Raw genomic sequence first — 22,536 nt, forward strand, 5'->3', positions numbered from 1 at the left:
GGATGCAACATGAAATTGCTGCAGCAAGTTTCTTTCGCCACAGTAACGTTCCTACTAGCTGAGCACAGCACTGCTTCAGCCAGAGCCGAGATGAAAGATGCGCCTTCGGTTGTTATTACCTTCGACGGAGGTAAGGTTTCCGAAAATATCCGGGACGTACTAAATGTATTAGAATTATCCGGGGTAAGCGTCTCAAGTGAACCATCTGTACTGAAAAAGGGTGAGACGGTCTGCAGCGCCCTACTTCATCTGGGTTATCCGGAACCGTGCAATCCTATGCTCCAAGTGGTGGCAAGGATTAACGGGCGAAGTGAGGAATTACTGGCAACGGTCGCCGCCGGTGAAACAATTTTATTTCCAAGCATATTTCTTTCGACAAGAAAAAGGGAAACAACTCGCTATCGCACGGAAGAAACAGGCACGTACATGGAGAACATTACGAAAAATTGGTCGCATTTTCAGTTTAAAGTGGACGGTAAGATCGAGAATAAATTCGTTACAACAGTGACCTATGTACAATATGAAGCGGTCGTAGCAGCGAAGACTGCACAGCTCGCCCACAAAGGCTATGATTCGCTCATCGAAAGCGATCTTCAGAACATCTCCATTAGCCTCCGCGGCATCGGCGGTTCGACAATCAAACTTAATTCAGGTCCTTCCACAGTAGACAAAAGCCTCATTGAGAACGCTTGCAAGCAGGGCATTACGTGGAGCGATGTCGATTACTCGGACTACATCGATATGGATGCTGATGCCGTTCATTATTATAGCGATGCGCGAAAAGATAATACGTTAACGAAGATCAATGTAATGCTGATGGACGGCCCCCTATCCCCCGCCGGGAATTTGTATCCGACACTAGGAGCGGGCGCCCTTAGATTTTTCTCGACCAAAACTTGCGGGTGGGTGGCTTTTGAGCAACTGAAAAATCATGCAAACCTCATGGCTGGAATAATCGCCAGCCAAAGGGCAACGGGGTTCGTAGGTATTTGGCCCAGAGTTAATATTAAGCCCTTTAATTTATTCGAAGATATTGGGCGCGTGATGGAAAATGTCGCTTACTATCTGCAGTCAGACAACGACTCCAGGCCTGACGTGTATTTGTTTGCCTCTAGTATTGAGCCAATAGGCACGGAGACCTACTGGAATAACCCTGACGCAAGGCTGCGAACAAGCGAAGGGAGTGCCATCGAAAACTTTCTGAATATCGTGGTGACCGCCGCACCACCGGTAGAAAATGGCAATGCCCTGGTTGTGAACGCTCAGCTCAGAAAGTTTCCCCAAAATTTTGGAGATAACGCGAACGTAATCGTCGTGACCGCTTGTGAGGACTGCACAAGGGGCGCTGCTAAGCTGACTGAGAGAGCCGGTGTTTCAAATCCAGAAGAAGGGCAGATTAAGTTTGTGCACGTTGCCGCCCCTACAGGTACTGTAACTGGCTGGGTAGGGGATACAGAAATCGCTAGCACAGACGGCGGAACCTCACAGGCAGCCGCTTACGTGGCTGGAATGGTCGCCGGAATGATAGCGAAATATCCGACGTACTATGCGTATCCGCCTATCATAAAGTATCGCGTCCAAATTTGTTCTTGGCCACTTCCAAGTTTCCGCGGTGGCCAGGTTAACGAAGAAGTCGGAAAAATCGCCGCTGGAGTGGTGGATCCAGGTGTATGCCTCCTTGACCCTTCGAAAACGTGGCTGAAGCGAGGAAACGGCTGGGAGCCCATCGATTTTGCCCACTGGGAGAAAGATGTCACAATCGACCGAGCTTCTCCGAGTAACGCCTTGCGACTTATGAGAGTAGCCGGGGCTTCGCCCGGTAGCACTGAGTGGCGTGTTTACTCCAAGCGAGAGAATCGCCCTTCCCCCCGGAGGCCCGCAAAGGGTTTGGGCTCGATAAACCAAATAGTCGATGCTCAAATTTCCGCCAACGCCGCGCTTGTAACTTGCGCCGGTGAACGAATTAAACTGAGCGACGTCAGCGATCTGCTGTTCGTAACTACCAACAACCCCGGCGATTGCCCTGCTGTCGCTGAAGATATCACGTCGTCGCCAGTCAAATGAGGGGACAGTTCATGCGCAGGCATTTTATCGCACTAATCGGCGCGATTGCACTCACATCCTGCAATTCCGTTGCACTAACGGACGTAGCCACGAAAATTATTGATGAAATCCAAAGAAATTGCAAATTTCGCGCCGACCGGCCACCAATTGTAAAAATTCTAACGAAGCACCTTCCGGGACTTAGAGACGTGGACGAGGTTGCCGGGGCGGTATGCGATGCCGTAACAGCACCAACCTCACCGGGGGCCTTAGTGCACGCCCCACGGTGGCAGGAGTAGTTGTGACGGGCAAGCCAACGCACTGACAGGCATCGGCCATCCAACGCCAACGGATAAATTTAGTAGGCCGACGGCTATTTGTCCGTGCGCGGTTCGAGAGGCAGACGCCGCTGCAGCCTTTCGTTTATTGGCTGGCTAAAAGATTTCGATGTGCTGAAAGAAGTCGGCTAGACCCTGCTCTACCCCTGCAGCCTGTTGAAGCCGAGCAATATCGAGCCGCGTGGAGAGTTGACTCGCACTCATCGGCTTCTCGTACTCCGGCCAGTTCTGCTCCAGCTGTTGGACTGCGAGAATTGTGGTTGGCGGGCGTAGCGTGGCACATCCGGGTAGATGACGTAAAAGCATAGCTTCGTGGGCAGTGTCTTGCCAAATAATGATCGCGCCGGTCCTATTCAGTATCGGTTGAATCCGTTGGTCTCTCTGTGGCGTCACGCCGATCTTATCGCGATCTAGTAGCAGAAATTTAAGATCAAACAACTCGCGATTGCGCTCCTCGCGCGTAATGGTTCTCTCCGCTGTCTCGCACAGCGCCAGGGGATCTCCCCCTCCCAGCAGTTTGGCGTCTATATGGAGGCGCTGGTGAACCGTCTCTAGAAGCCGACTTACAAGCGAAGCGTACCCGCGCTCGCTCTCGCCCTCGCAGCCAACAAAGATGCGGCGGCGTTGAAGTCTTTGCCGTGGATGAACCCTGTGTCGTGGATGAACTCTTGGCTGGCGCACGGACTTACCCAAGGTTTGGGAGCGCGCCATAAGCGCCGCTTAGGTACTTCGTGTAGAAGTTATCATCGGGGGAAATGCCAACGAATTCGCTCAGTTTGTAAACGCAACTACGCCCCAGGCCGTCTTTCTCGCAAAAGAGCACTTCCTCCTTCGTAAGGAAATCAAGCAGTGAGGCATTGTGGCATGTCATCCAAAGTTGAGCGTCGTGCGGATTTCTTTCCGAATCGTGGAACCACCTGAGGATTTCGGGCAAAATTGCCGGATGGATAGATGCGTCCAATTCATCGATCACAGCAATTCCACCAAATTCGAGCACTTGAGCGATCAGGGGATAGATCTTCAGAAAACTCTTGGTTCCCTGGCTTTCGAGATAAAGTGGCATTGGGACAGATAGGCCCTCGTGGCGGAATTGCATTTCGTGGCCACCATTTGCCGCTGGAAACACCTCGACCTGTTGAATTCCGAGATCAATTCTTGAGATCTCCCGATTCAACCTACCTAGATGATCCTGATTCCCCGCGTAATATCGGACCATATCAGCATCGTCGGTCTCAGTTCGTTCGATGAAAATGTTGCCGTAAACTTGAGAACCTAGGTTCCAAACAGCCGTGGCGTAAGGATGCTTGAGCTGGAACAACGTTGAAACTAAGCTGGCATTTGGGCGCAGGATCTTCTCAATCGCTCCACGGAAGCCAGCCATCCCGAAGGCCTTTGCGGCCTTAACGCCTCCGGCCCCATCTCTATTAAACAGCGTTACCTTCTTGTGGTTCGGAGGGGGCCAATAATAGAGAGCTTCCCGAAGGACGCGCGCCGGTTCTGCCCGGAGACCACCAATTTCTATCTCATACCTGTAACGGCACTGCACAGCGCGCGGGTTCTCAATTTCAGTGATGTCCGCAATGCCAGCAAGCTCTATGGCCAGACGGCAAGGCAAACCAAATGCCTCCTCATCATTGAACCGATCAAGCATGATCCTTGAATTTGCTGCGCTCGAAAAACTATGCAGCGCAAATTGCACGATGAACGTCAAAGCCTTGAGGACAGTTGATTTGCCGGATGCGTTCGCGCCAAATATTGCGATGGTCTTCGGAACCCTTTCCTCTGAACCACGCCAGAGAGGACCGAACCTCCCGTCGACATCGTCAATTGGTGTCAGTGAGCGGAGATCGATTACCTGTGGCTCGCGGATCGAATAGAAGTTCTCGATCTCTAGCCGGTAAAGCATTCTCGGTTTCCCATTTTGGCGAAAATCTACAAGAGAGCGAAGCAGTTAAAAGCGAGTTAGACGCGCCGACTTCATTGGGTCAATAGCATCCCCCACGATTTCGTCTGGGGCAACGGCCCGATGCGTAGCTCGCAAAAAGTCGCGGCGCGAACCGCTAGGTTCTAGATGCTGTAGCAAATGGGTCTTATCAGCTTCGACAGCGCGCGGCGTTTCTGGATCTCGAAAGAAAACAGAGGGGCGCACTCGTTCGCACAACTTATCTTTTCGGCCATGAGTAAGGCGCCCTACGAACAAAGCCGCCTTCGGATTTCCCAAAGAGCGGCCTCATTTCAGGAGTCGGCTGTTTGTAGGAAATGCATTAGGCGCTCTTTCCTTCAAGCACGCGGTAGACGGAGGCTCGTCCAATGCCCAACGCCTTCGCTATCGCTGTAGCACCGTGTCCTGCGTTATGCATGGCCTCGACCTTCTCAACGTCAATAGAAGGCTTGCGGCCGGCGTAGACCCCAGCGGCCTTTGCCTTGGCAATACCTTCAAGTTGACGCTCCCTTCGCAAGTTGGTCTCAAACTCAGCGAAGACACCTAGCGTCTTGGAGAAACGCCTTTGCCGCTGCTGTGCTAGTATCGATGGGAGTTTCGGTCGAGCGGAGAGCAACGCCCTTTTGCCGCAAGTCGCCTAACGATTGCCTGAAGATCTTCGATGGAACGCGCGAGACGGTCGATGCGAGTGAATACCAGCACGTCTCCCTCTCGCATGAACGTGATTAGGGTCTCAAGCTCTTCACGGCCTTCAAGGGTCGTGCCGCTGCGCTTCTCCTCTCTGACGAGTTCACAGCCAGCCTTAAGCAGGGCCTCGCGCTGAATGGTGAGATCTTCGTCGCTGGTCGATACGCGGGCATAGCCGTAGACGGTCACAAGAAAATCCTTTGTGCCTGAGAGTGAAATGGCGGCTTCCTGTGGTCGACGGACCGTAGCTAGCCTCCGTTCGGCAATGAGGCTGCGCTGTAGGTCGAGCCTTCGATGGTTGTTGAGGCAACGTGGATGTGCCGAGCATTCGGCTCGGTGGTCAATTTAATGCGGATCATTGGGGATATTCTCTTAGATGAGCGTTTCCTCCTGTGCGGTACGACTACAGGACACGCGTTCTCTGTGCCGGGGGTTATTGCCATTGCGAGTGTTCTGGTAGGCAACACTTATTCGCTGCCTTCTGGTGTGTCGGTTTTATTCGCTGCGCTATCTGGTAGGTGGGTCTTATTCGCAAGCTTCTGGTACGGCACTCTTATTCCGTGGTCTTCCGGTAGAAGGGGTCTTATTCCTGCGCTTTCAGGTAATTGTAAGCGCGAATTTCCCCCGCACCTTTTGCTCTTGAGTACGCTGAGGCATGAGATGTCCACCAAATAGGTGGACACCAAATCATGGAAGAAGATGAACAGAGACTGCGTGTGAGGCTTGTGGGCAGCGACGGCATCGTCGATATGATCCCATTTCGGTCAACCGCCTTGTTGCGGCTTGCCTTGAACCAGGCGTGTCGGTATCGCGGCTTGCGCTTGAACACGGGGTGAATGTCAACCTCCTGCGGAAATGGATAAGGAAGGCCACGTCGGTCCATCCTGTGCCGCTGTCGTCAACATCGGCGTTTATTCCCGTCCAGGTCAGCACGGATCGCGCTCTGCCAATGCAGAGCAGTGCGTTGGAAACGCATGCCACGCCTGGTGGCGAGCGGCGGTTGAAACCAGAGAGGATCGACTTTCTGTCCTTTCCAGCCAAGGTGAGCGCGTCACTGCCGAACGGTGTAAATCTGACACTGGAATGCAGTGATGTAAAAGCGTTGGCAGCGATAATCGGAGTGCTGGGTGATGTTTAGGCTTAGGCTTAGGCTAGGCGTTGATCTCAAGGTTTACCTGCATCGTGAGCCGATCGACTTTCGAGCCGGCATTAACCTGAGAGAGAACTTCACGTGCTCATGGATGACACACGATACCATTAGCGAACCAGAATAGGGCGTATGGTCAACGGGCAAGGCCGCCGTAAACTTCGAGCCTCTGAGTCGGTCGAGGAGATGGAGCGGAACGCGCCGTTTGAATTGGGCGTTCACTGTGCCTTTGCGCTTGGTCGGTCGATTCATCCGTATTACCATTAGACTGCCGTGTCCCTGTCTTGGGGCTCAGTCGGTCAATCTCTATCCCTTGATTTCATTGAATGAATAATGATTTCAATGGAGAAAAGGAAGGTTGGTGCCGCTTACGTCGACTCGAACACGTGACCCCATCATTACGAATGTTTGGCTCAGTCAGTGCTTCCGAAGGCTGGAGGTGACGGTAGATTGGCTGAAGCGCTCAGCCGACGCTATGGACGCGCAAAATCGCCCCTTGGGCGCGCATCATCACTATTTTGTTCTGGCGTGCGCATGCGATCAAATTAGTAGGTAGAATGCGACTCTCAAACTCGCAAAAGTGCGAGGAGACGGATCTTTCCATGTTGCATTCCATGTCGCGTGGATTCGCCGCGCGTGAGTGAAAATCGTTGGAAATCAACGAAACTGATTTGCAACACGACGCAACATGAAGTCGGCAACTTTGCCAAGTTTTGGTTCTTTTAAGTCGCTGATTTCATTCAAAAAAGTGTTTGGCTGGGGAACCTGGATTCGAACCAAGATCGACGGAGTCAGAGTCCGCTGTTCTACCATTGAACTATTCCCCAGCAGGGCGCGGCCGGCAAAGCGGCTCCGCTGGTGTGCGGCGCTTATAAACAAAAGCCGGAGGAATGCAAATACTGTTTGGAAAAATTTCTGCACCCTAATCGGGTGAGGTTGAGCAGGTCCCGATTTTTTGAATCCAAAAAGAATTTGGCGATTTTGCATCGCGCTGGTATTCTCGCGGCAACGCAAAAATCTAATGAGCGCCTGCTGCATACCGTCATGGACTTGCGCGGCGCGTGGAAAAACGAACGTGGAAGACCCCGAAGGCGGCGCAAAGCCGCAATTTGACGGGGCGTCAGTGGCAGTGCGCAGGGACGGCAAGAAATCCCGGCGCCGGAAGGGCAAACGGGGCGGTCAGTCCCGCAACGCGCCTCATGCCGCTTCGCAGGCCTCCTCCGAGACATCCGGAGAGGCAGCGCGCCCGATGGAAGCTGCAGCCGGGAACCCGGCCCGCAAGCGCAAACGTCGCCGCCGCGGTAACGGTGGCCAGCGGCATGATGGCGCATCCCCAGCGATCCAGCAGCATGAAAAGCCGGCTTCGGCCGCGCAGGCCGATGGCGACGCTTCATCCAGCCGCCGCAACCGGCGCAAGCATCGCGGAAAGCGCGGCCTGCAGGGCCGTCCGCTGGCGCCTGGCAAGCCGGTCGGCCAGCCGGGGATCGCCCAGCCTGCAGCCATTGCCAGGGATCCCGCCATTGCGAGAGCCGCAACAATAGCTAAGGCCAATGGGCATTCCGAGCCTCGAAACGATGGCTTCAATCGCGGCGGCCGGCCGCCTGAACGCGAGCGCCGCGATCAGGCCGCCGAGCATCCCTGGCCGGACGAACTTTATGCCGCTCTCGACCTCGGCACGAACAACTGCCGCCTGCTGATTGCCCAGCCCACCCGGCCGGGCCAGTTCCGCGTCGTCGATGCCTTTTCGCGCATCGTGCGCCTCGGCGAGGGGCTCGCCGCGAGCGGCCGCCTTTCCAACGAGGCGATGGACCGCGCCGTCGATGCGCTACGCGTCTGCGCCGGAAAGCTGAAAAGCCGCGAGATCCGCCGCATGCGACTGATCGCCACCGAAGCCTGCCGTCAGGCCGCAAACGGCGCCATTTTCCTAAATCGCGTCGTTGCCGAAACCGGCCTCGAACTCGAGATCATCGACCGCGAAACGGAGGCGCGCCTTGCGGTATCCGGCTGTTCGTCACTGGTCGGCCGCGAAACGCGTTCCGTCGTGCTTTTCGATATCGGCGGCGGCTCCTCGGAAATAGCGGTCATCCGCATCGGCGAGAATCGGTTCAGCCGCCTTGCCAATCACATCACTCACTGGACCTCGCTGCCGGTCGGCGTCGTCACGCTTTCCGAGCGCCACGGCGGGCAGCATGTGACGCCGGAGAGCTTCGAGAGCATGGTATCGGAGGTGGGGGGCATGCTTGCGCGGTTCGACTGCCCGGAAATCGAGGTCGCACATTCTGGCGATTTTCACCTGATCGGCACGTCCGGCACGGTGACGACACTGGCGGGCGTCCACCTCGACCTGCCGCGCTACGACCGCCGCAAGGTGGATGGCATCTGGCTTTCGGATGACGAGGTTTCAGCCATGCAGGCGAAGCTTCTCTCATGGGATTTCGAGAGCCGCGCCGCCAATCCCTGCATCGGGCCGGACCGCGCTGACCTGGTGCTCGCCGGCTGTGCCATTCTGGAGGCGATTCGCCGCCGCTGGCCGAGCCCGCGCATGCGCGTCGCAGACCGCGGCTTGAGAGAAGGCCTCTTGACCGACATGATGGCGGACGACGGCGTCTGGCGGCGCCATCGAAACCGCCGCGGCCAGCGCGCAAGGTAGGGACAGAATGACCAAGGCACCGATCGCGGGCAACCGCACCGGCCGCAAGCTCGGCCAGCGCGTCAAGAAGAAGAAGCTCAAGGCCTCCTCGCGGCAATGGCTGCAGCGCCATATCAACGATCCCTACGTGCAGCGCGCGCAGCTTGAGGGCTACCGGGCGCGGGCTGCCTTCAAGCTCCTGGAGATCGACGAGAAGCACAATATCCTCAAAGGCGCCCGCCGCATCATCGACCTTGGCGCCGCACCGGGCAGCTGGTCGCAGATCGCCGCCAAGGTGACGGGCTCGACCGACGAGGATGTCCGCGTCGCGGCCATCGACTTTCTGGAAATGGCGCCGCTTCCCGGCGTGAAGATCCTGCAGCTCGACTTTCTCGATCCGGACGCGCCGACGAAACTGATGGAAGCGGTCGGCGGCACGCCGGATCTGGTGATGTCCGACATGGCCGCCCCCACGACCGGCCACCACCGCACGGACCATCTGCGGACGATGCATCTCTGCGAAGTTGCCGCGCATTTTGCCGTCGACGTTCTGGGCGAAGGCGGCCATTTCCTTGCCAAGACCTTTCAGGGGGGCACGGAGCGCGAATTGCTCAACATGCTGAAGCAGCATTTCCGTCAGGTGGTGCACGTCAAACCGGCTTCCTCGCGTGCCGAGTCGGTCGAGATGTTCCTGCTGGCGAAGGGCTTCAAAGGCCGCAAGCCGGTCACGGACGCTGTGGAAGCTTGATCTTTGGCTTCGTCTGTGGCGATGATGGCGGCTTGCAGGATTGGAATGCCATAATCTGATGCTACTCTACGTCACTCTCGGAACCAATGACATCGAGCGCGCCCGGCGGTTCTATGACGCCGTACTGCCGGTGCTCGGTTACAAGCTTCAGCGTCTCTCTGACGAGGAAATCGGCTACTCAGCCGATGGCGACACCCGCTCGCGCCTCTGGATCGTCACGCCGTTCAACCGTCGCCGTGCCGCCGCCGGCAACGGTTCGATGATCGCGCTCAGCGCTGAAACGCGCGCGGATGTCGATGCGTTCTATGCGGCGGCCCTCGCGGCGGGCGGTACTGATGACGGCAAGCCCGGCTTGCGCTCCTATCATGCGAATTTCTACGCCGCCTATATCCGCGATCCCGACGGCAACAAGCTTGCCGCAGTCTGCGAAAAGCCGGAATAGCAGGGCTTATTTCACCGCTTGTTGCTCGGTCTCGATGGCTGGGCCGATCCGCTTGGCGCGATGGCCCGAAACCAGCGCCCCTGCATTCCTATCCATGCGAATGAAGGGGATTGTCGCCACGACCGTCAGTCCGGCGATGACGTAGAAGGCCAGGTGGAAGTCGGCGACCTGCAGTGCCTCGCCGCGGAAATAGATGGATGTCTCGAGGATCGCTGCGGCCACGGCAACGCCGAGCGCGAGGCTGATCTGCTGCATCACCGAGCTCATCGATGTGGCCTGGCTCGCTTCTCGATCCTCAATGTCCGCAAAGGCCAGCGCGTTCACGCCGGTGAACATGAACGAGCGCGAGAAGCCGCCGATGAGCAACACCGTGATGATGACGAGATGCGGCGTTGCGGGCGTGAAGAAGCCTGTCGTGATTGTGACGATCGTTGTGACCGCGGCTGCCGAAAGAAGCGTCGTGCGGAAGCCGGTGGCGGCGAAAACGCGCCGTGCCATGAATTTGGTAGTGATCGCGCCGATTGCGCCGGAAAAGGTGATGAGGCCGGACTGGAACGGTGTCAGGCCAAAGCCGAGCTGCAGCATCAGCGGCGTCAGGAAGGGCATGGCGCCGACGCAGATGCGGAACAGGTTGCCGCCAGTCGTAGCAGTGCGGAAGGTCGGGTTGCGGAAGAGGTTCAGGTTCAGGATCGGGGCCGGGTGGCGCTTGGCGTGACGCACATAAAGATAGCCGCAAAGGAAGCCGGTCAAGGTGGATGTGACACCGATTGCCGGCGGCAGCGCCGGAAGGCTTACGACCGAGAGGCCGAAAACGACACCCGCGGCGGAAAGCGAGGTCAGCATGAAGCCGGTGAAGTCCAGTTTCGGCGGCATGGTTGCTTCAACCTCCGGCAGAAAGATTGTTGCAAGCCAGACGCCGATGATGCCGACCGGCACGTTGATCAGGAAGATCCAGTGCCAGCTGAAATAGGTGGTGATGAAGCCGCCGAGCGGCGGACCGGCGAGGGGACCGACAAGGGCGGGAATCGTCAGCAGCGCCATGGCGGAAACCAGTTCGCTCCGCTGGGTGGTGCGTAGGAGAACGAGCCGGCCGACCGGCGTCATCATCGCGCCGCCCATGCCTTGCAGGAAGCGGGCGAAGACGAACTCGACCAGATTGGAAGATACTGCACAGAAGATCGAGCCGATGACGAAGACGCAGATCGCAAGCCGGAAGATGCGCTTGGCGCCGAACCTGTCCGCCATCCAGCCGCTGACTGGAATGAAAACCGCAAGCGACACCATGTAGGAGGTCAGCGCCAGCTTCAGCGTGATCGGCCCGACATGCAGGTCGCTGGCGATCGCGGGCAGGGCGGTCGAAATGACGGTGGAATCCATCTGCTCCATGAAGAGCGCGACGGCGAGGATCAGCGGAACAATGCGGTTCATAGGCAAAAGCCTTGGGCGACTCTTGGGAGGATGGCTCGGAGGCCCGTGCTGTCTAGTCCCAGTTGCCGCCTCTGCCAATCCCTGAAACTGCGGGAGCTGCGGGTTTGCATCACGTGTGCGTGAGACGGCGGTTCCCGGCAACTTTTCCTTTCAAAATCGACATAGGTTCAAGCCGCCGCAGCGGGAATCACAGACGGAGATATTTTAAGAACGGGCCACCGCTTCATGCCGAAGACCGACCAGTTGGACATCTGATCCAGACGCATGGCAGCCATTACGCGCCCGGTGCATGCGCCGGGCGTTTTGCTATTCCCTTCCTGTCATAGACGTGTTACGAGCCCTCGCCAACTTCCAAAGCAACCCTTGCACACCGCCGGTGCGGAACGATTCGTTCCGGGTGGGTCGCATTTTTCTTAATTGAAGGAAATTGGCCATGGCTCGCATCATAGAAACGGCAACCGGAGCGGACGCGCTCACCTTCGACGACGTGCTCTTGCAGCCCGGTCACTCCGAGGTCATGCCCGGTCAGACGAACATCGCCACGCGCATCGCGACCGATTTCGACCTGAACATCCCGATCCTCTCCTCCGCAATGGATACCGTCACCGAAAGCCGACTGGCGATCGCCATGGCGCAGGCCGGCGGTCTCGGCGTCATTCATCGCAATCTGACCCCGATCGAGCAGGCCGAGCAGGTTCGGCAAGTCAAGAAGTTCGAAAGCGGCATGGTCATCAATCCGGTGACGATCGGCCCGGATGCGACGCTTGCCGAAGCGCTGTCTCTGATGAAGACGCACGGCATTTCCGGCATTCCGGTCGTTGAGAAGTCGGGCCGCCTCGTGGGCATCCTGACCAACCGCGACGTCCGCTTTGCCTCCGATCCGGCCCAGAAGGTCCACGAGCTGATGACGCGGGATAACCTCGTCACGGTCAAAGAGAACGTCGATCAGCAGGAGGCCAAGCGCCTGCTGCATTCGCACCGCATCGAAAAGCTGCTGGTCGTCGATCCGGAAGGCCGCTGCGTTGGCCTCATCACCGTCAAGGATATCGAAAAGTCGCAGCTGAACCCGAACGCATCCAAGGATGCGCAAGGCCGTCTTCGCGCTGCCGCCGCCATCAGCGTCGGCGATGATGGCTTCGAGCGTGCCGAGCGCCTGATTGAAGCCGGCGTCGATCTGCTCGTCGTCGATACTGCGCACGGCCATTCGCAGCGTGTTCTCGATGCCGTCACCCGCGTCAAGAAGCTGTCCAACTCGGTTCGCATCATGGCCGGCAACGTCGCGACCTCGGACGGCACCAAGGCACTGATCGATGCCGGTGCGGATGCCGTCAAGGTCGGCATCGGCCCAGGCTCGATCTGCACGACGCGCATAGTCGCCGGTGTCGGCGTGCCGCAACTCGCCGCCATCATGTCGGCTGTCGAAGCTGCGCGCGCTCAGGATATTCCGGTCATCGCCGACGGCGGCATCAAGTTCTCGGGCGACCTTGCCAAGGCGATGGCTTGCGGCGCTTCGGCCGTCATGATCGGCTCGCTGCTCGCCGGTACCGATGAAAGCCCGGGCGAAGTCTATCTCTATCAGGGCCGCTCCTTCAAAGCCTATCGCGGCATGGGATCGGTCGGCGCCATGGCGCGCGGCTCGGCAGACCGCTACTTCCAGGCGGAAGTCCGCGACACGCTGAAGCTCGTGCCGGAGGGCATCGAAGGCCAGGTTCCTTATAAGGGTCCGGTCTCCGGCGTCCTGCACCAGCTCACGGGCGGCCTGAGGGCAGCGATGGGTTATGTCGGCGGCAAGGATATCAAGGAGTTCCAGGAACGCGCGACCTTCGTGCGCATCTCCGGCGCCGGCCTTCGCGAAAGCCATGCCCATGACGTGACGATTACCCGCGAAAGCCCGAACTATCCGGGCGTAGGCGCCTGATCGTGACTGCGGGCAGCCGGATACCCTCCAGGATGATCGGGCTGCTTGCCATTCTCTGCCTCGCAGTGTTGGCATGGACGACCTTCGGCTTCGTCCTGCCATTCCGCCATGAAACCGGAGAAATGGTGCTCGACACCTATTTCACCGGCTATGATCAGCCTACGGTTACCGCCATGCAGAATGTGCTGAGCGAAAACGATGTCGCGCGTGCGCTGCTGCGGAGCATGTATCTTGGCCCGGAGCTCGTCCTGCCGGCGCTGGTGACGATGCTTCTTTTCACGATTGTGGTGAAGCTCCAGCCGGGCGGCAGCTATTTCGGCAAACCGATGCATCCAGCGTTCATCAAGACGATCTACGTTTTGCCGTTCATCTACTGCTTTGCCGATTATGCCGAGAATCTCTCCAGCCTGATTGCTTTCGGTGACAGCAGCGCCGCCGCGTCCGCCGCCGCGTTGCTGCCCTGGATGACAAAGCTGAAATTCGCAGCACTCGCCGTTTCGGCAATCGTCATCCTTCGTTTCGTCCTGATCCGTCTGACACCTGGCGGTGTCGACGGGCGATAGGCTGGAAAGTGCCGGAACTTTCCTCTACTGCTTTGAAAAATATGAGAGAAGCCGCAGAGGAGACACTATGACCGGCTACGAAATGTTCTGGCCCATTATTGCCCACGTCGCGCTGGTCTATGGCCTCTACATGCTGCTCAGCGTCCGCCGCCGGAAGGCGGTGCAATCCGGCAATGTGAAACTTTCGGACTATCGCGAAAACCGCAGCGAGCCGCCGGAAAGCCTTTTCGTCAAGAACAGCATCGCCAATCAGTTCGAGCTGCCGGTTCTCTTTTATGTCTGCTGCATCCTGCTTTACATCACCGAGGCCGACAATCTGGGCGCCCTCATGCTCGCCTGGATCTTCGTGGCGTTGCGGTATGCCCACGCTTTCGCACATGTGACGAGCAACCGCATGCGCTTGCGCAGTCCGCTCTTTGCTGCCGGATACGTCGTGCTTGGTGCCATGTGGGCGTGGCTTGCCGGCTGGATGGCCTTCAGCGGGTAACGCAGTTTTGTTCCTGCGTTATCGTCGGCTGACCTATCATCTCTCATCAGGCTTTGGCTCAGCGAGGAAAAGAGGAGGTTCACATGGACAAGCCGGAAATCACGCAGGCGATGATCAACGCCTATGACGAATACACGCATCTGACGCTCGACCGCCGCAGCTTCATGGACAAGCTGACGAAACTTGCAGGATCGGCAGGTGCTGCCGCCGTCATCGCGCCGATGCTTGCGGCAAACAAGGCGAGTGCGGAAATGGTCCCGGCCAACGACGAGCGGCTGAAGGCGCAGGATGTCACTTATCCCGGCGGCAGCGGCGAGATGAAGGGCTATCTGGTCGAACCGAAGGAGGCATCCGGAAAGCTCGGCAGCGTTATCGTCATTCACGAAAATCGCGGCCTCAACCCGCATATCCGCGACGTCGCCCGCCGCATGGCGCTGGAAGGCTTCGTGGCGCTGGCGCCGGATTTCCTATCTCCGCTCGGCGGCACGCCGGAGAACGAGGATCAGGCGCGGGACATGTTTGGCAAGCTTGAGCCGGCTGCAACTGTCGCGAATGCCGAAGCAAGCCTCAAGTACCTGACGACGCTTCCCTCTGCCAATGGCAATGTCGGCGCCATCGGCTTTTGCTGGGGTGGCGGGGTCGTCAACAATTTCGCGACGCAATCGCCGGAGCTGAAGGCAGGCGTCGCCTATTACGGTGCGCAGCCGAAGGCTGGCGTGCCGAACATAAAGGCGGCGCTGATGCTGCACTATGCCGGCCTCGACGACCGCATCAATGCCGGCATCGACGCCTACAAGAAGGAACTGGAAGCAAACGGCAAGAGCTTCCAGATATTCGTCTACGACGGCGTCAATCATGCCTTCAACAACGACACGTCCTCGGCGCGATACGACAAGAAGGCGGCCGATCTTGCCTGGAGCCGCACCGTCGAGTTCTTGAAGAAGAGCCTGGCCTGATCGGGTTGCAACCGCCGCGTTCGTGCTCTTGAAAAACAGCACGGCCACAGGCTCGATGCGATCCGTGCAGCCGGCGGCTGCCGAATAACTGACCCACAGCTTTGAACGACCAAATCGGGGCTTATCACCCCGATTTTCATATGCTTCTGGCGTCTGTTAAAATGCGAGCTTTTCGATTTACGGCGCATGAATACCTGCATGCCATATCGCTCGGATGCGCCGGTTTGAGCCATCTTCCGCCGCTCAACGATAATTCATGGGAACGATATGAGCGCGCAGGGTATGGATCGCATCGGCCTTCGCCGGAAGCCGAAGCAGGAACGCAGCATCCAGAGACTCGATCTGATCCTTGCCGCCGCCGCAGAGCTGATCGCGCAAAAGGGCGTCAGCGCCATGCGCATGACGGAGCTCGCCGCTGCCGCCAAGGTGCCGATCGGCTCGGTCTATCAATATTTCCCTGAAAAGGCGGCGATCGTCAAAGCGCTCTTCGACCGGCATGCGGCCGCAGTCCAGGCGAAAACGGCCGTCATGTTCTCCAACGTCCAGTCCCTCGATGAAGCACTGGATCTGATCTCGGTGATGATCGACTGGTACTATAACGAATACCGCAACGACGCCACCTATCTCGGCGTCTGGATGGGAACGGAGACCGACCAGGATCTCTTGCAGCTCAACATCCAGCACAGCAATCGCGTGGCCGAGATTTTCCTCGAGGCGATAAAGCGCATCGCCCCGGAGATGCCGGAAGTCGATATGCAAGCGCGCACTTACCTTTTCAGCCACCTGATCGGCGCATCGATCCGCCTCGCGGTCAAGAGCGAAGAAAAGCTGGCAAAAAGGATGCTGGACGAATGGAAGCACGTCATCCGCGCTTCGCTTTTCGCCGAGGCGGCCTGAAGCCTACCAGCTGGGTACCATGTTGGCGGCCTTCAGGCGCGGATACTGCCGCGCATAGGCCGTCTTCACATCCGGTTCCAGATTGTCGTCGACCACCGCAGGCGTGATGTTGTCGAGGCAGGCGGTGATATGCGCCGTGATCGCATTCATCAGCGAGATTGAAACTCCCGGACGCTTCATGATGCCGATCTGCACCGGCGGCAGGGCAGGGAAGCCGTCAGCCTGGCTCAGAACCTTCATGCCTGTCCGCAATGCCGATTCCGGCATCACCGAAACCGCCATGCCGGCAAGCACGGCAGCGGCAACCACCGTGCATGACCAGCTTGTGAAGAGGATCTGATGCTCGCGGCCCACGGCATCGAGCGCCGAACAGGCAAGTTGCCGCCACTGGCAATCGCGGCGTCCGACAGCAAGCGGCACAGGCGCGTCGTCACGGAGCGGGTGGTTGGCGGAGCCGACCCAGCAGAGCGGCTCGGTTCTGACGACGTCGGACATGCGTTCCCGCGGGTTATGCGTCACCAGCGCGATGTCGAGCTCGCCCTTGTGCATGCGTTCTGCCAAATCCACCGAGGGCTCGCACACGATGTAAAGCTCCACATTCGGATGAGTCTTGGCGAAACGGCCGATGATCTCCGGCATGTAGCGGTCGGCGTAGTCGTCCGGCGTGCCGATGCGCAGCATGCCTTCGAGACGGTTGTCGTCGAAAGCGGCGATTGCCTCGTTGTTGAGGCGGATGATACGGCGGGCGTAGTTCAGAAGCTTCTCGCCCTCCACCGTCAGGCGGTTGCCGCGGCCGTCCTTGATGAAGAGCTGCTTGCCGATTCGTTCCTCGAGGCGGCGCATCTGCATCGAGACGGCGGATTGCGTCTTGTAGACGCGATCGGCCGCCTTGGTGAAGCTGCCGGAAATCGATGATGGCGATGAAAGTCTGCAACTGGTCAATATCAAGAGGCGCGGACATGGGCTCACCTATAACGATTGCTGATAATAACCATTAGAAACATTCGTTGGACTGATCAATAGGTCTTTGGCATCTTCGGGATGCAAATCAAGCAAAGTGACGGACAGACACCCTGCTGTCCTGCCTAGGTTTCAGCCCTCCTTCCGCTCGACCTCGCGGGAGGGGTGGGCTGTTGCGCCCGAAAGAAAGGAGAGTTCGATGCGCATGATTGACCAGACAGTAGAACTCGACTGTGCCAAGCAGCCCGCGACGTTTTCCCAGCGTCTCGGCGGAACCCTTGTGCCGCTGACGGCTCTCTTTCGCGCATTCCGCAATCGCAGAGCGATCAACGGCCTGAATGACCTCGACGACAATCAGTTGCGGGATATCGGCCTGACGCGGGCCGACGTTACCGCCGCCCTGTCGACGTCGACCTTCTTCGAAGATCCGTCGGCACATCTGACGAACTCGGCGCGCCGCCGCTGGCGCCTCGCGATATTCCGTTCCTACGTCGATTAGGAGCGGCCAGTTTCCCCGCAGGGTGATAGCCAATAGCCCTGCCGCTTGACCCGGTGACCGGCTTTCCCAAGCTGTCTCCGGGTTTTTTTATATCTTGGAGGAAGGCTGGCCCTTCTTAGGCAGATAGGTCTCGAAGATCGCTTCCATGCTTTTCTGATAGCCCCTCTGCACCTCAAGCCCGCTGTCGAACATGGTGTTGAGCATCTTCAGGTAATTCTCCGCCTGCTCCTTGGCCTCTTCTTTCGGAGGCTCGGGCGCCTTTTGCGCCGCCGGCTGATTGAGGCTTCCCATCATGTCCTGAAAGGCCTTGGCGAAAGGATTGTCGAGGAACGGGTTGGCTGGAGCCTTCTTGGATTCTGGCTGCGGCGTGCTGAACATCACCTGCATCGCTTGCGTGAACGGATTGTCGAAGATGCTCGGCTCGGGTGCTGTTTTCGGCTTTGGCGCAAAACCGGTGCTTTCCAGCCATTTCTGGATCGTCTCGCCCATCGCGGTATTGATGAAAGGGTTGACGGGCGAGGCCATCTGTCCGGTCGCCTGCTTGAAGAGCCCGCCCATCAGCGTATCGGCCATCACCGGCAGCATCTGCTTGTAGATCTCCTGGCCGATGCCGGTCATCTGCGCGGCTTGTGCGGCGACGGCGCGCGAAACCTCCTTGGAGCCGAAAAGCTGGCCGAGGATATTATTGCCGTCCGAGATGCCCTCCGGGGTGAAGGCCTTCGTCATGTCCTCGAAATATTTGGCATAGTTGCCGGATGCGACCGCCTGCATCAGGCCCATGAAGTCATAGGGATTGCTCGTGCTGCGCTTCAGCCCGGCGGAAAAGGCGGGCATCAGCGCCGCCATCGCCTTGGTCGCCTGTTCCTGGGCAAGGTTGAATTGCTTGGAGATCGCGTCCATCGCCGCGCCATTCTGCGCCTGCATCATCATGTCGAAGAGTGGCAACATGACAGTCCTCCCCCGCTTTCTAGTGCTTGTGAATCGCCACTATAAACGGAAATCGGAATGCGCAAACGGCTTTTTGCCGAAGAGTTCAGTACTGATATTCCTCGAAGACCGGCTCGACGGAGTGCTGCCAGCGGCCGTTGTAACGCGCCAGCAGGTCCTCGGCGAGCGTGGCTTTTTTCGCCATCACCTCGTCGAGCGGCGATAGGAAGATGCTCTCATCCTGGCCTTCTTTGTTCAGCCGGTTGCGCGACTTCAGACCCGCCTTCGAAATACCGATGACCTCGCGGGCGGTTTCATAAAGGGCGTGGCCGCCGAACTCGGCCTTCAGGCCGGCCGTTGGAACGGCATCGCGCAGCGCGCTGACTTCGGCAAATGTCCAGTTCTTCGTCAGCTGATCGGCCGCATCGAGCGCCGCTTCGTCGTATAGAAGGCCCACCCAGAAGGCGGGCAGAGCACAGATGCGGCGCCACGGGCCGCCGTCTGCACCGCGCATCTCGAGGAAACGCTTCAGGCGAACGTCGGGGAAGAGCGTCGAAAGATGGTTCGTCCAGTCGCCCATCGTCGGCTCCCACGCGGCGACCTTGCCCTTTAGCGCGCCGTTCATGAACTGGCGGAAGGTGACGTCGGTACAGTCATGATAGTGGCCGTCGCGGACGATGAAGTACATCGGCACGTCGAGCGCCCATTCCATGTAGTGCTGGAAGCCGAAGTCGTCGCGGAAGGTGAAATCGAGCAGGCCGGAGCGCCGGTTGTCCGTGTCGCGCCAGATGTCGCCGCGCCAGGAAAGCATGCCATTCGGCTGACCTTCGGTGAAGGGCGAGGACGCGAAGAGCGCGGTTGCCAGCGACTGAAGCTTCATCGACACGCGCATCTTCTTCTGCATGTCGGCTTCGGAGGCGAAGTCGAGGTTCACCTGGATCGTGCAAGTGCGGTACATCATGTCGAGGCCCTTGGTGCCAACCTTCGGCATGTAGCGGGTCATGATGTCGTAACGGGATTTCGGCATGCGCGGCGTCTCGGCGAGCGTCCATTTCGGGCTGCCGCCGATGCCGAGGAAGCGGATGCCCATCGGCTCGGCGATTTCGCGCAGCGTCGCGAGATGCGAATTGGATTCCCTGCAGGTCTCGTGGATCGTTTCCAGCGGCGCACCGGAAAGCTCGAATTGGCCGCCCGGCTCGATCGAGATCGCGCCCATACCGTGCTGCTCGGCAAGGCCGATGATATTTTCGCCGTCCATGATCGGATCCCAGCCGTTCTTTGCCTGCAGGCCCTTCAGAAGGGCTGAGATGCTGGCTTCGCCGGCATAGGGAACCGGGTTGTTGTCCGCACGGAAGAAGGCGAACTTTTCATGCTCGGTGCCGATGCGGAAGCGCTCCTTCGGCTTGTTCCCCGCGGCAATGTAATCGGTCAGCTCCTGCACCGAAGAAATCGGTGTCTGGTCAGTAGTATCGCGAGCCATTCAACGTAACCTGTATTCTGGGGAACGCCCGGTAGCCCGGGCAATTGGAAGGGTGATTAGTGCCGGTCTCACGTATGTTGCAAGTGAAATTCTTTCAACGACGCATCAAAAAAATAGCAGGCTGTTTCAACGGAGCCTGATTTGAAGGTTAATTCCAGTCGCCGACGGCCGCCTGGATCACCGCCATGGCCGCAACCGCAGCCGTGTCGGCGCGCAGGATACGCGGCCCGAGGGGGATGGCCGTGACGAAATCGAGGCCGCTCAGCCGCGCGCGCTCCTCCTCGGAAAAGCCGCCCTCCGGTCCGACGAGCAGCGCAAGCTGCTTTTCCTCGATCTTCGAAAGCAGTGGCAGCGGGTTTTGCCCCGCATCGCCCTCGTCGCAAAATATGATCCGCCGCTCTTGCGGCCAGTTGTCGAGCAGATCGAAGAGCTTCACCGGCTCGGCAACTTCCGGGATGGCGAGGATGCCGCATTGCTCTGCCGCCTCGACAGCATTGGCCTTCAGTTTATCGAGATTGGTGATCTTGCCCTGCACATGTTGCGTCATGACCGGCTGCAGCACGCCGGCGCCCATCTCGACCGCCTTCTGCACGAGGTAGTCCAGGCGGCCGACCTTCAGCGGCGCAAAAAGATAGTGCAGGTCGGATGGAGCCGGCTGGGGCCGGGTCTGCTCGGTTGGCGTCAGCAGGATGCGCTTGCGGGTCGGAAAGGAAAGGCTCGCCTTCCATTCTCCGTCTCGGCCGTTGAATACCAGGATTTCGGCGCCGTCCGTCATGCGCAGCACGTTGGCGAGATAATTGTACTGGTCGGAACTGGCCTCCACCCGGCGGCGCCCGGCGACAAGGAAGCATCGACGAAAAGCCGCTGCATGCGGAAATTGGCGCGCATCTCAAACAATCCCGATCAAACGAAGAGGGCGAACATAACCCAATAGAGCAACGCCGCAAGCGCCGCCGACGCAGGCACGGTAATGATCCAGGCGGCAATGATGGTCATGAAATGCGAGCGCCGCACAAGATAGCGGCGGCGCGCCTCATGAACGTTCGGATCTTCCGGTTCCTCGATCGCCCAGGCCTCGGCCTTGCTGCGCATATATTCGATGCGGCGCTTGGAATTGCGCGTGTACCATTCACGGAAGAAACCGACGCCGAAGACGGCGCCAACGGCGATATGCGTCGTGCTGACCGGCAGTCCGAACCAGGACGCGACGATGACGGTGAAGGCCGTCGAGAGTGCGACACAATAGGCCCGCATCGGATTGAGTTTGGTGATCTGCTCGCCGACAAGGTGGATGAGGCGCGGGCCGAATAGCACCAGACCGACGGAGATACCGAGGGCACCGATCAGCATCACCCAGAGCGGCGCGTCACCGCCGGATGAAAGGCCCGATATCGAACGCACGATCGCCGAAAGCGGGCCGATGGCGTTCGAAACGTCGTTGGCGCCGTGTGCGAAGGACAGCAGCGCTGCAGAGCCGATCAGCGGGAATTTGAAGAGAATGCGCAGCGAACTGTTGCGGTTTTCCAGGCCTTGCGATTGCCGTGCGACGATCGGCATTGACGCTGCCCAGGCAACGAGGCCGGCGGATAATCCGAATGCAAGGATCGTCGGTGACGAAAATCGCCCGGCGGGCGTGAGCTGCAAGATCATATAAGCCGCAAAACCGCCGGTCATCAAGGCAATCAGCGCCGGAACCCAGCGCCGTGCTGCCGCGATCTTGTCGTCACGGTAGATGATCAAGGTCTTGACGAGGTAGAGCAGGCCAGCGGCGATCACGCCGCCGATCAGAGGCGATGTCATCCAGCTTGAGGTAATCTCGACCATGACGCGCCAGTTGACGGGATCCGGTCCGACAGCGGCAATTCCGGCACCGATCACCGCGCCGACGATCGCATGTGTCGTCGAGACCGGCGCGTTCAGCCAGGTCGCAAGATTGATCCAGAGCGCTGCGGCCATCAGCGCGGCCATCATGATCCAGGCAAGCAGGCCTTCGGGAACCTCTACGGCATCGATGATGCTCGACGAGATCGTTCTGACCACCGCTCCGCCGGCGATCGTTGCTCCGAGAACCTCGAAGGCTGCCGCGATGACGAGAGCCTGTGCCATCGTCATGGCACGCGCGCCGACGGCGGCGCCGACATTGTTCGTCACGTCGTTCGCGCCAATGTTCATGGCCATGTAGGCAGCGAGCGCAGCAGCAGCGATGACGAGAACGGCGCCCTGCCGGTCGAAGACGTAGACGCCTGCAAAAAGCATCGCCAGACCGAGGAAGATCAGGCCGAGGCCCGGGGCGACCAGCTTGCGCGCGACGAACTTCGCCGCGTCCTCGGCATGGGTGATTTTGTCGAGGTCCTTGTCGAGCGTTCGTTTCGTAAGAACGGGAGTTCGGCTGGGCATTCTGTTCCTTGGGGCAAATCCTGCTTTAGCGCCCCTTTATCCTAGCAG

The 22,536-nt window shown here is 58.7% G+C and carries 15 protein-coding genes, 1 tRNA gene and 4 pseudogenes; 11 read left to right on the plus strand and 9 right to left on the minus strand.

The features are described from left to right. Positions 1 to 9: 9 nt before the first annotated feature. Positions 10 to 2,064, plus strand: a complete 2,055-nt coding sequence (locus ACW4PC_RS18765; protein WP_455874764.1) for a S8 family serine peptidase — start codon at positions 10 to 12, stop codon at positions 2,062 to 2,064. 1,002 nt (positions 2,065 to 3,066) lie between these two features. On the opposite strand, the gene ACW4PC_RS18770 is transcribed toward ACW4PC_RS18765, so the two are convergent. Both ACW4PC_RS18770 and ACW4PC_RS18775 read right to left on the minus strand, forming a co-directional pair. Further along, positions 3,067 to 4,287 (minus strand): AAA family ATPase, encoded by a 1,221-nt coding sequence (locus ACW4PC_RS18770; RefSeq protein WP_455874765.1) that lies wholly within the window; start codon positions 4,285 to 4,287, stop codon positions 3,067 to 3,069. Between the two features lie 358 nt (positions 4,288 to 4,645). After that, positions 4,646 to 5,199, minus strand: a pseudogene (locus ACW4PC_RS18775) (recombinase family protein). A gap of 500 nt (positions 5,200 to 5,699) precedes the next feature. On the opposite strand from ACW4PC_RS18775, the pseudogene tnpA reads away from it, so the two are divergent. Then, positions 5,700 to 6,148, plus strand: a pseudogene (tnpA, locus tag ACW4PC_RS18780) (IS66-like element accessory protein TnpA). A 762-nt stretch (positions 6,149 to 6,910) separates the two neighbouring features. Here tnpA and ACW4PC_RS18785 read toward each other — a convergent pair. Then, positions 6,911 to 6,984 (minus strand) — tRNA-Gln (locus tag ACW4PC_RS18785). Positions 6,985 to 7,232: 248 nt separating this feature from the next. Between ACW4PC_RS18785 and ACW4PC_RS18790 the strand changes: the two genes are divergently transcribed. The 3 genes from ACW4PC_RS18790 to ACW4PC_RS18800 are packed head-to-tail and all read left to right on the plus strand — an operon-like array spanning position 7,233 to position 9,976. After that, complete coding sequence (locus ACW4PC_RS18790) at positions 7,233 to 8,807, plus strand: Ppx/GppA phosphatase family protein (protein ID WP_455874766.1); 1,575 nt, start codon at positions 7,233 to 7,235, stop codon at positions 8,805 to 8,807. A 7-nt stretch (positions 8,808 to 8,814) separates the two neighbouring features. Beyond that, positions 8,815 to 9,534, plus strand: coding sequence for an RlmE family RNA methyltransferase (locus ACW4PC_RS18795; protein WP_133936861.1), 720 nt, complete (start codon positions 8,815 to 8,817; stop codon positions 9,532 to 9,534). A gap of 58 nt (positions 9,535 to 9,592) precedes the next feature. Beyond that, a complete protein-coding gene (locus ACW4PC_RS18800) occupies positions 9,593 to 9,976 on the plus strand; it encodes a VOC family protein (protein ID WP_455874767.1) in 384 nt (127 codons plus the stop codon). 6 nt (positions 9,977 to 9,982) lie between these two features. On the opposite strand, the gene ACW4PC_RS18805 is transcribed toward ACW4PC_RS18800, so the two are convergent. Further along, entirely contained in the window at positions 9,983 to 11,404 is a 1,422-nt protein-coding gene (locus ACW4PC_RS18805; protein WP_239595386.1) for a DHA2 family efflux MFS transporter permease subunit, read from the minus strand. Between the two features lie 433 nt (positions 11,405 to 11,837). On the opposite strand from ACW4PC_RS18805, the gene guaB reads away from it, so the two are divergent. The 5 genes from guaB to ACW4PC_RS18830 all read left to right on the plus strand — a co-directional run bounded on the left by guaB (position 11,838) and on the right by ACW4PC_RS18830 (position 16,225). Then, a complete protein-coding gene (guaB, locus tag ACW4PC_RS18810; protein WP_092583541.1) occupies positions 11,838 to 13,322 on the plus strand; it encodes an IMP dehydrogenase in 1,485 nt (494 codons plus the stop codon). A gap of 2 nt (positions 13,323 to 13,324) precedes the next feature. Next, positions 13,325 to 13,885: a hypothetical protein gene (locus tag ACW4PC_RS18815; RefSeq protein ID WP_455874768.1), complete on the plus strand. Its 561-nt coding sequence runs from the start codon at positions 13,325 to 13,327 to the stop codon at positions 13,883 to 13,885. 67 nt (positions 13,886 to 13,952) lie between these two features. Beyond that, on the plus strand, positions 13,953 to 14,372 hold the full coding sequence (locus ACW4PC_RS18820) for an MAPEG family protein (RefSeq protein WP_455874769.1): 420 nt from the start codon (positions 13,953 to 13,955) through the stop codon (positions 14,370 to 14,372). Between the two features lie 83 nt (positions 14,373 to 14,455). Continuing rightward, positions 14,456 to 15,328, plus strand: a complete 873-nt coding sequence (locus ACW4PC_RS18825) for a dienelactone hydrolase family protein (protein WP_455874770.1) — start codon at positions 14,456 to 14,458, stop codon at positions 15,326 to 15,328. A 267-nt stretch (positions 15,329 to 15,595) separates the two neighbouring features. Then, a complete protein-coding gene (locus ACW4PC_RS18830; protein WP_022717280.1) occupies positions 15,596 to 16,225 on the plus strand; it encodes a TetR family transcriptional regulator in 630 nt (209 codons plus the stop codon). Between the two features lie 3 nt (positions 16,226 to 16,228). Here the strand turns inward: ACW4PC_RS18830 and ACW4PC_RS18835 are convergent. After that, a pseudogene (locus ACW4PC_RS18835) lies at positions 16,229 to 17,186 on the minus strand (LysR substrate-binding domain-containing protein). Between the two features lie 198 nt (positions 17,187 to 17,384). On the opposite strand from ACW4PC_RS18835, the gene ACW4PC_RS18840 reads away from it, so the two are divergent. Then, the gene (locus ACW4PC_RS18840) at positions 17,385 to 17,684 is read left to right on the plus strand and encodes a DUF1127 domain-containing protein (protein WP_455874771.1); all 300 of its coding nucleotides are present in this window, start codon (positions 17,385 to 17,387) and stop codon (positions 17,682 to 17,684) included. 87 nt (positions 17,685 to 17,771) lie between these two features. Here the strand turns inward: ACW4PC_RS18840 and ACW4PC_RS18845 are convergent, their stop codons facing one another. The 4 genes and pseudogenes from ACW4PC_RS18845 to ACW4PC_RS18860 form a co-directional block, all read right to left on the minus strand. Next, positions 17,772 to 18,632 (minus strand): DUF937 domain-containing protein, encoded by an 861-nt coding sequence (locus ACW4PC_RS18845; protein WP_455874772.1) that lies wholly within the window; start codon positions 18,630 to 18,632, stop codon positions 17,772 to 17,774. 85 nt (positions 18,633 to 18,717) lie between these two features. Next, complete coding sequence (locus tag ACW4PC_RS18850; protein ID WP_455874773.1) at positions 18,718 to 20,091, minus strand: glutamate--cysteine ligase; 1,374 nt, start codon at positions 20,089 to 20,091, stop codon at positions 18,718 to 18,720. 148 nt (positions 20,092 to 20,239) lie between these two features. Further along, positions 20,240 to 20,979: pseudogene (locus ACW4PC_RS18855) on the minus strand (16S rRNA (uracil(1498)-N(3))-methyltransferase). A gap of 15 nt (positions 20,980 to 20,994) precedes the next feature. Further along, positions 20,995 to 22,488 (minus strand): inorganic phosphate transporter, encoded by a 1,494-nt coding sequence (locus ACW4PC_RS18860; RefSeq protein WP_455874774.1) that lies wholly within the window; start codon positions 22,486 to 22,488, stop codon positions 20,995 to 20,997. Between the last annotated feature and the right edge of the window lie 48 nt (positions 22,489 to 22,536).

This window comes from Rhizobium yanglingense, from assembly GCF_977109285.1.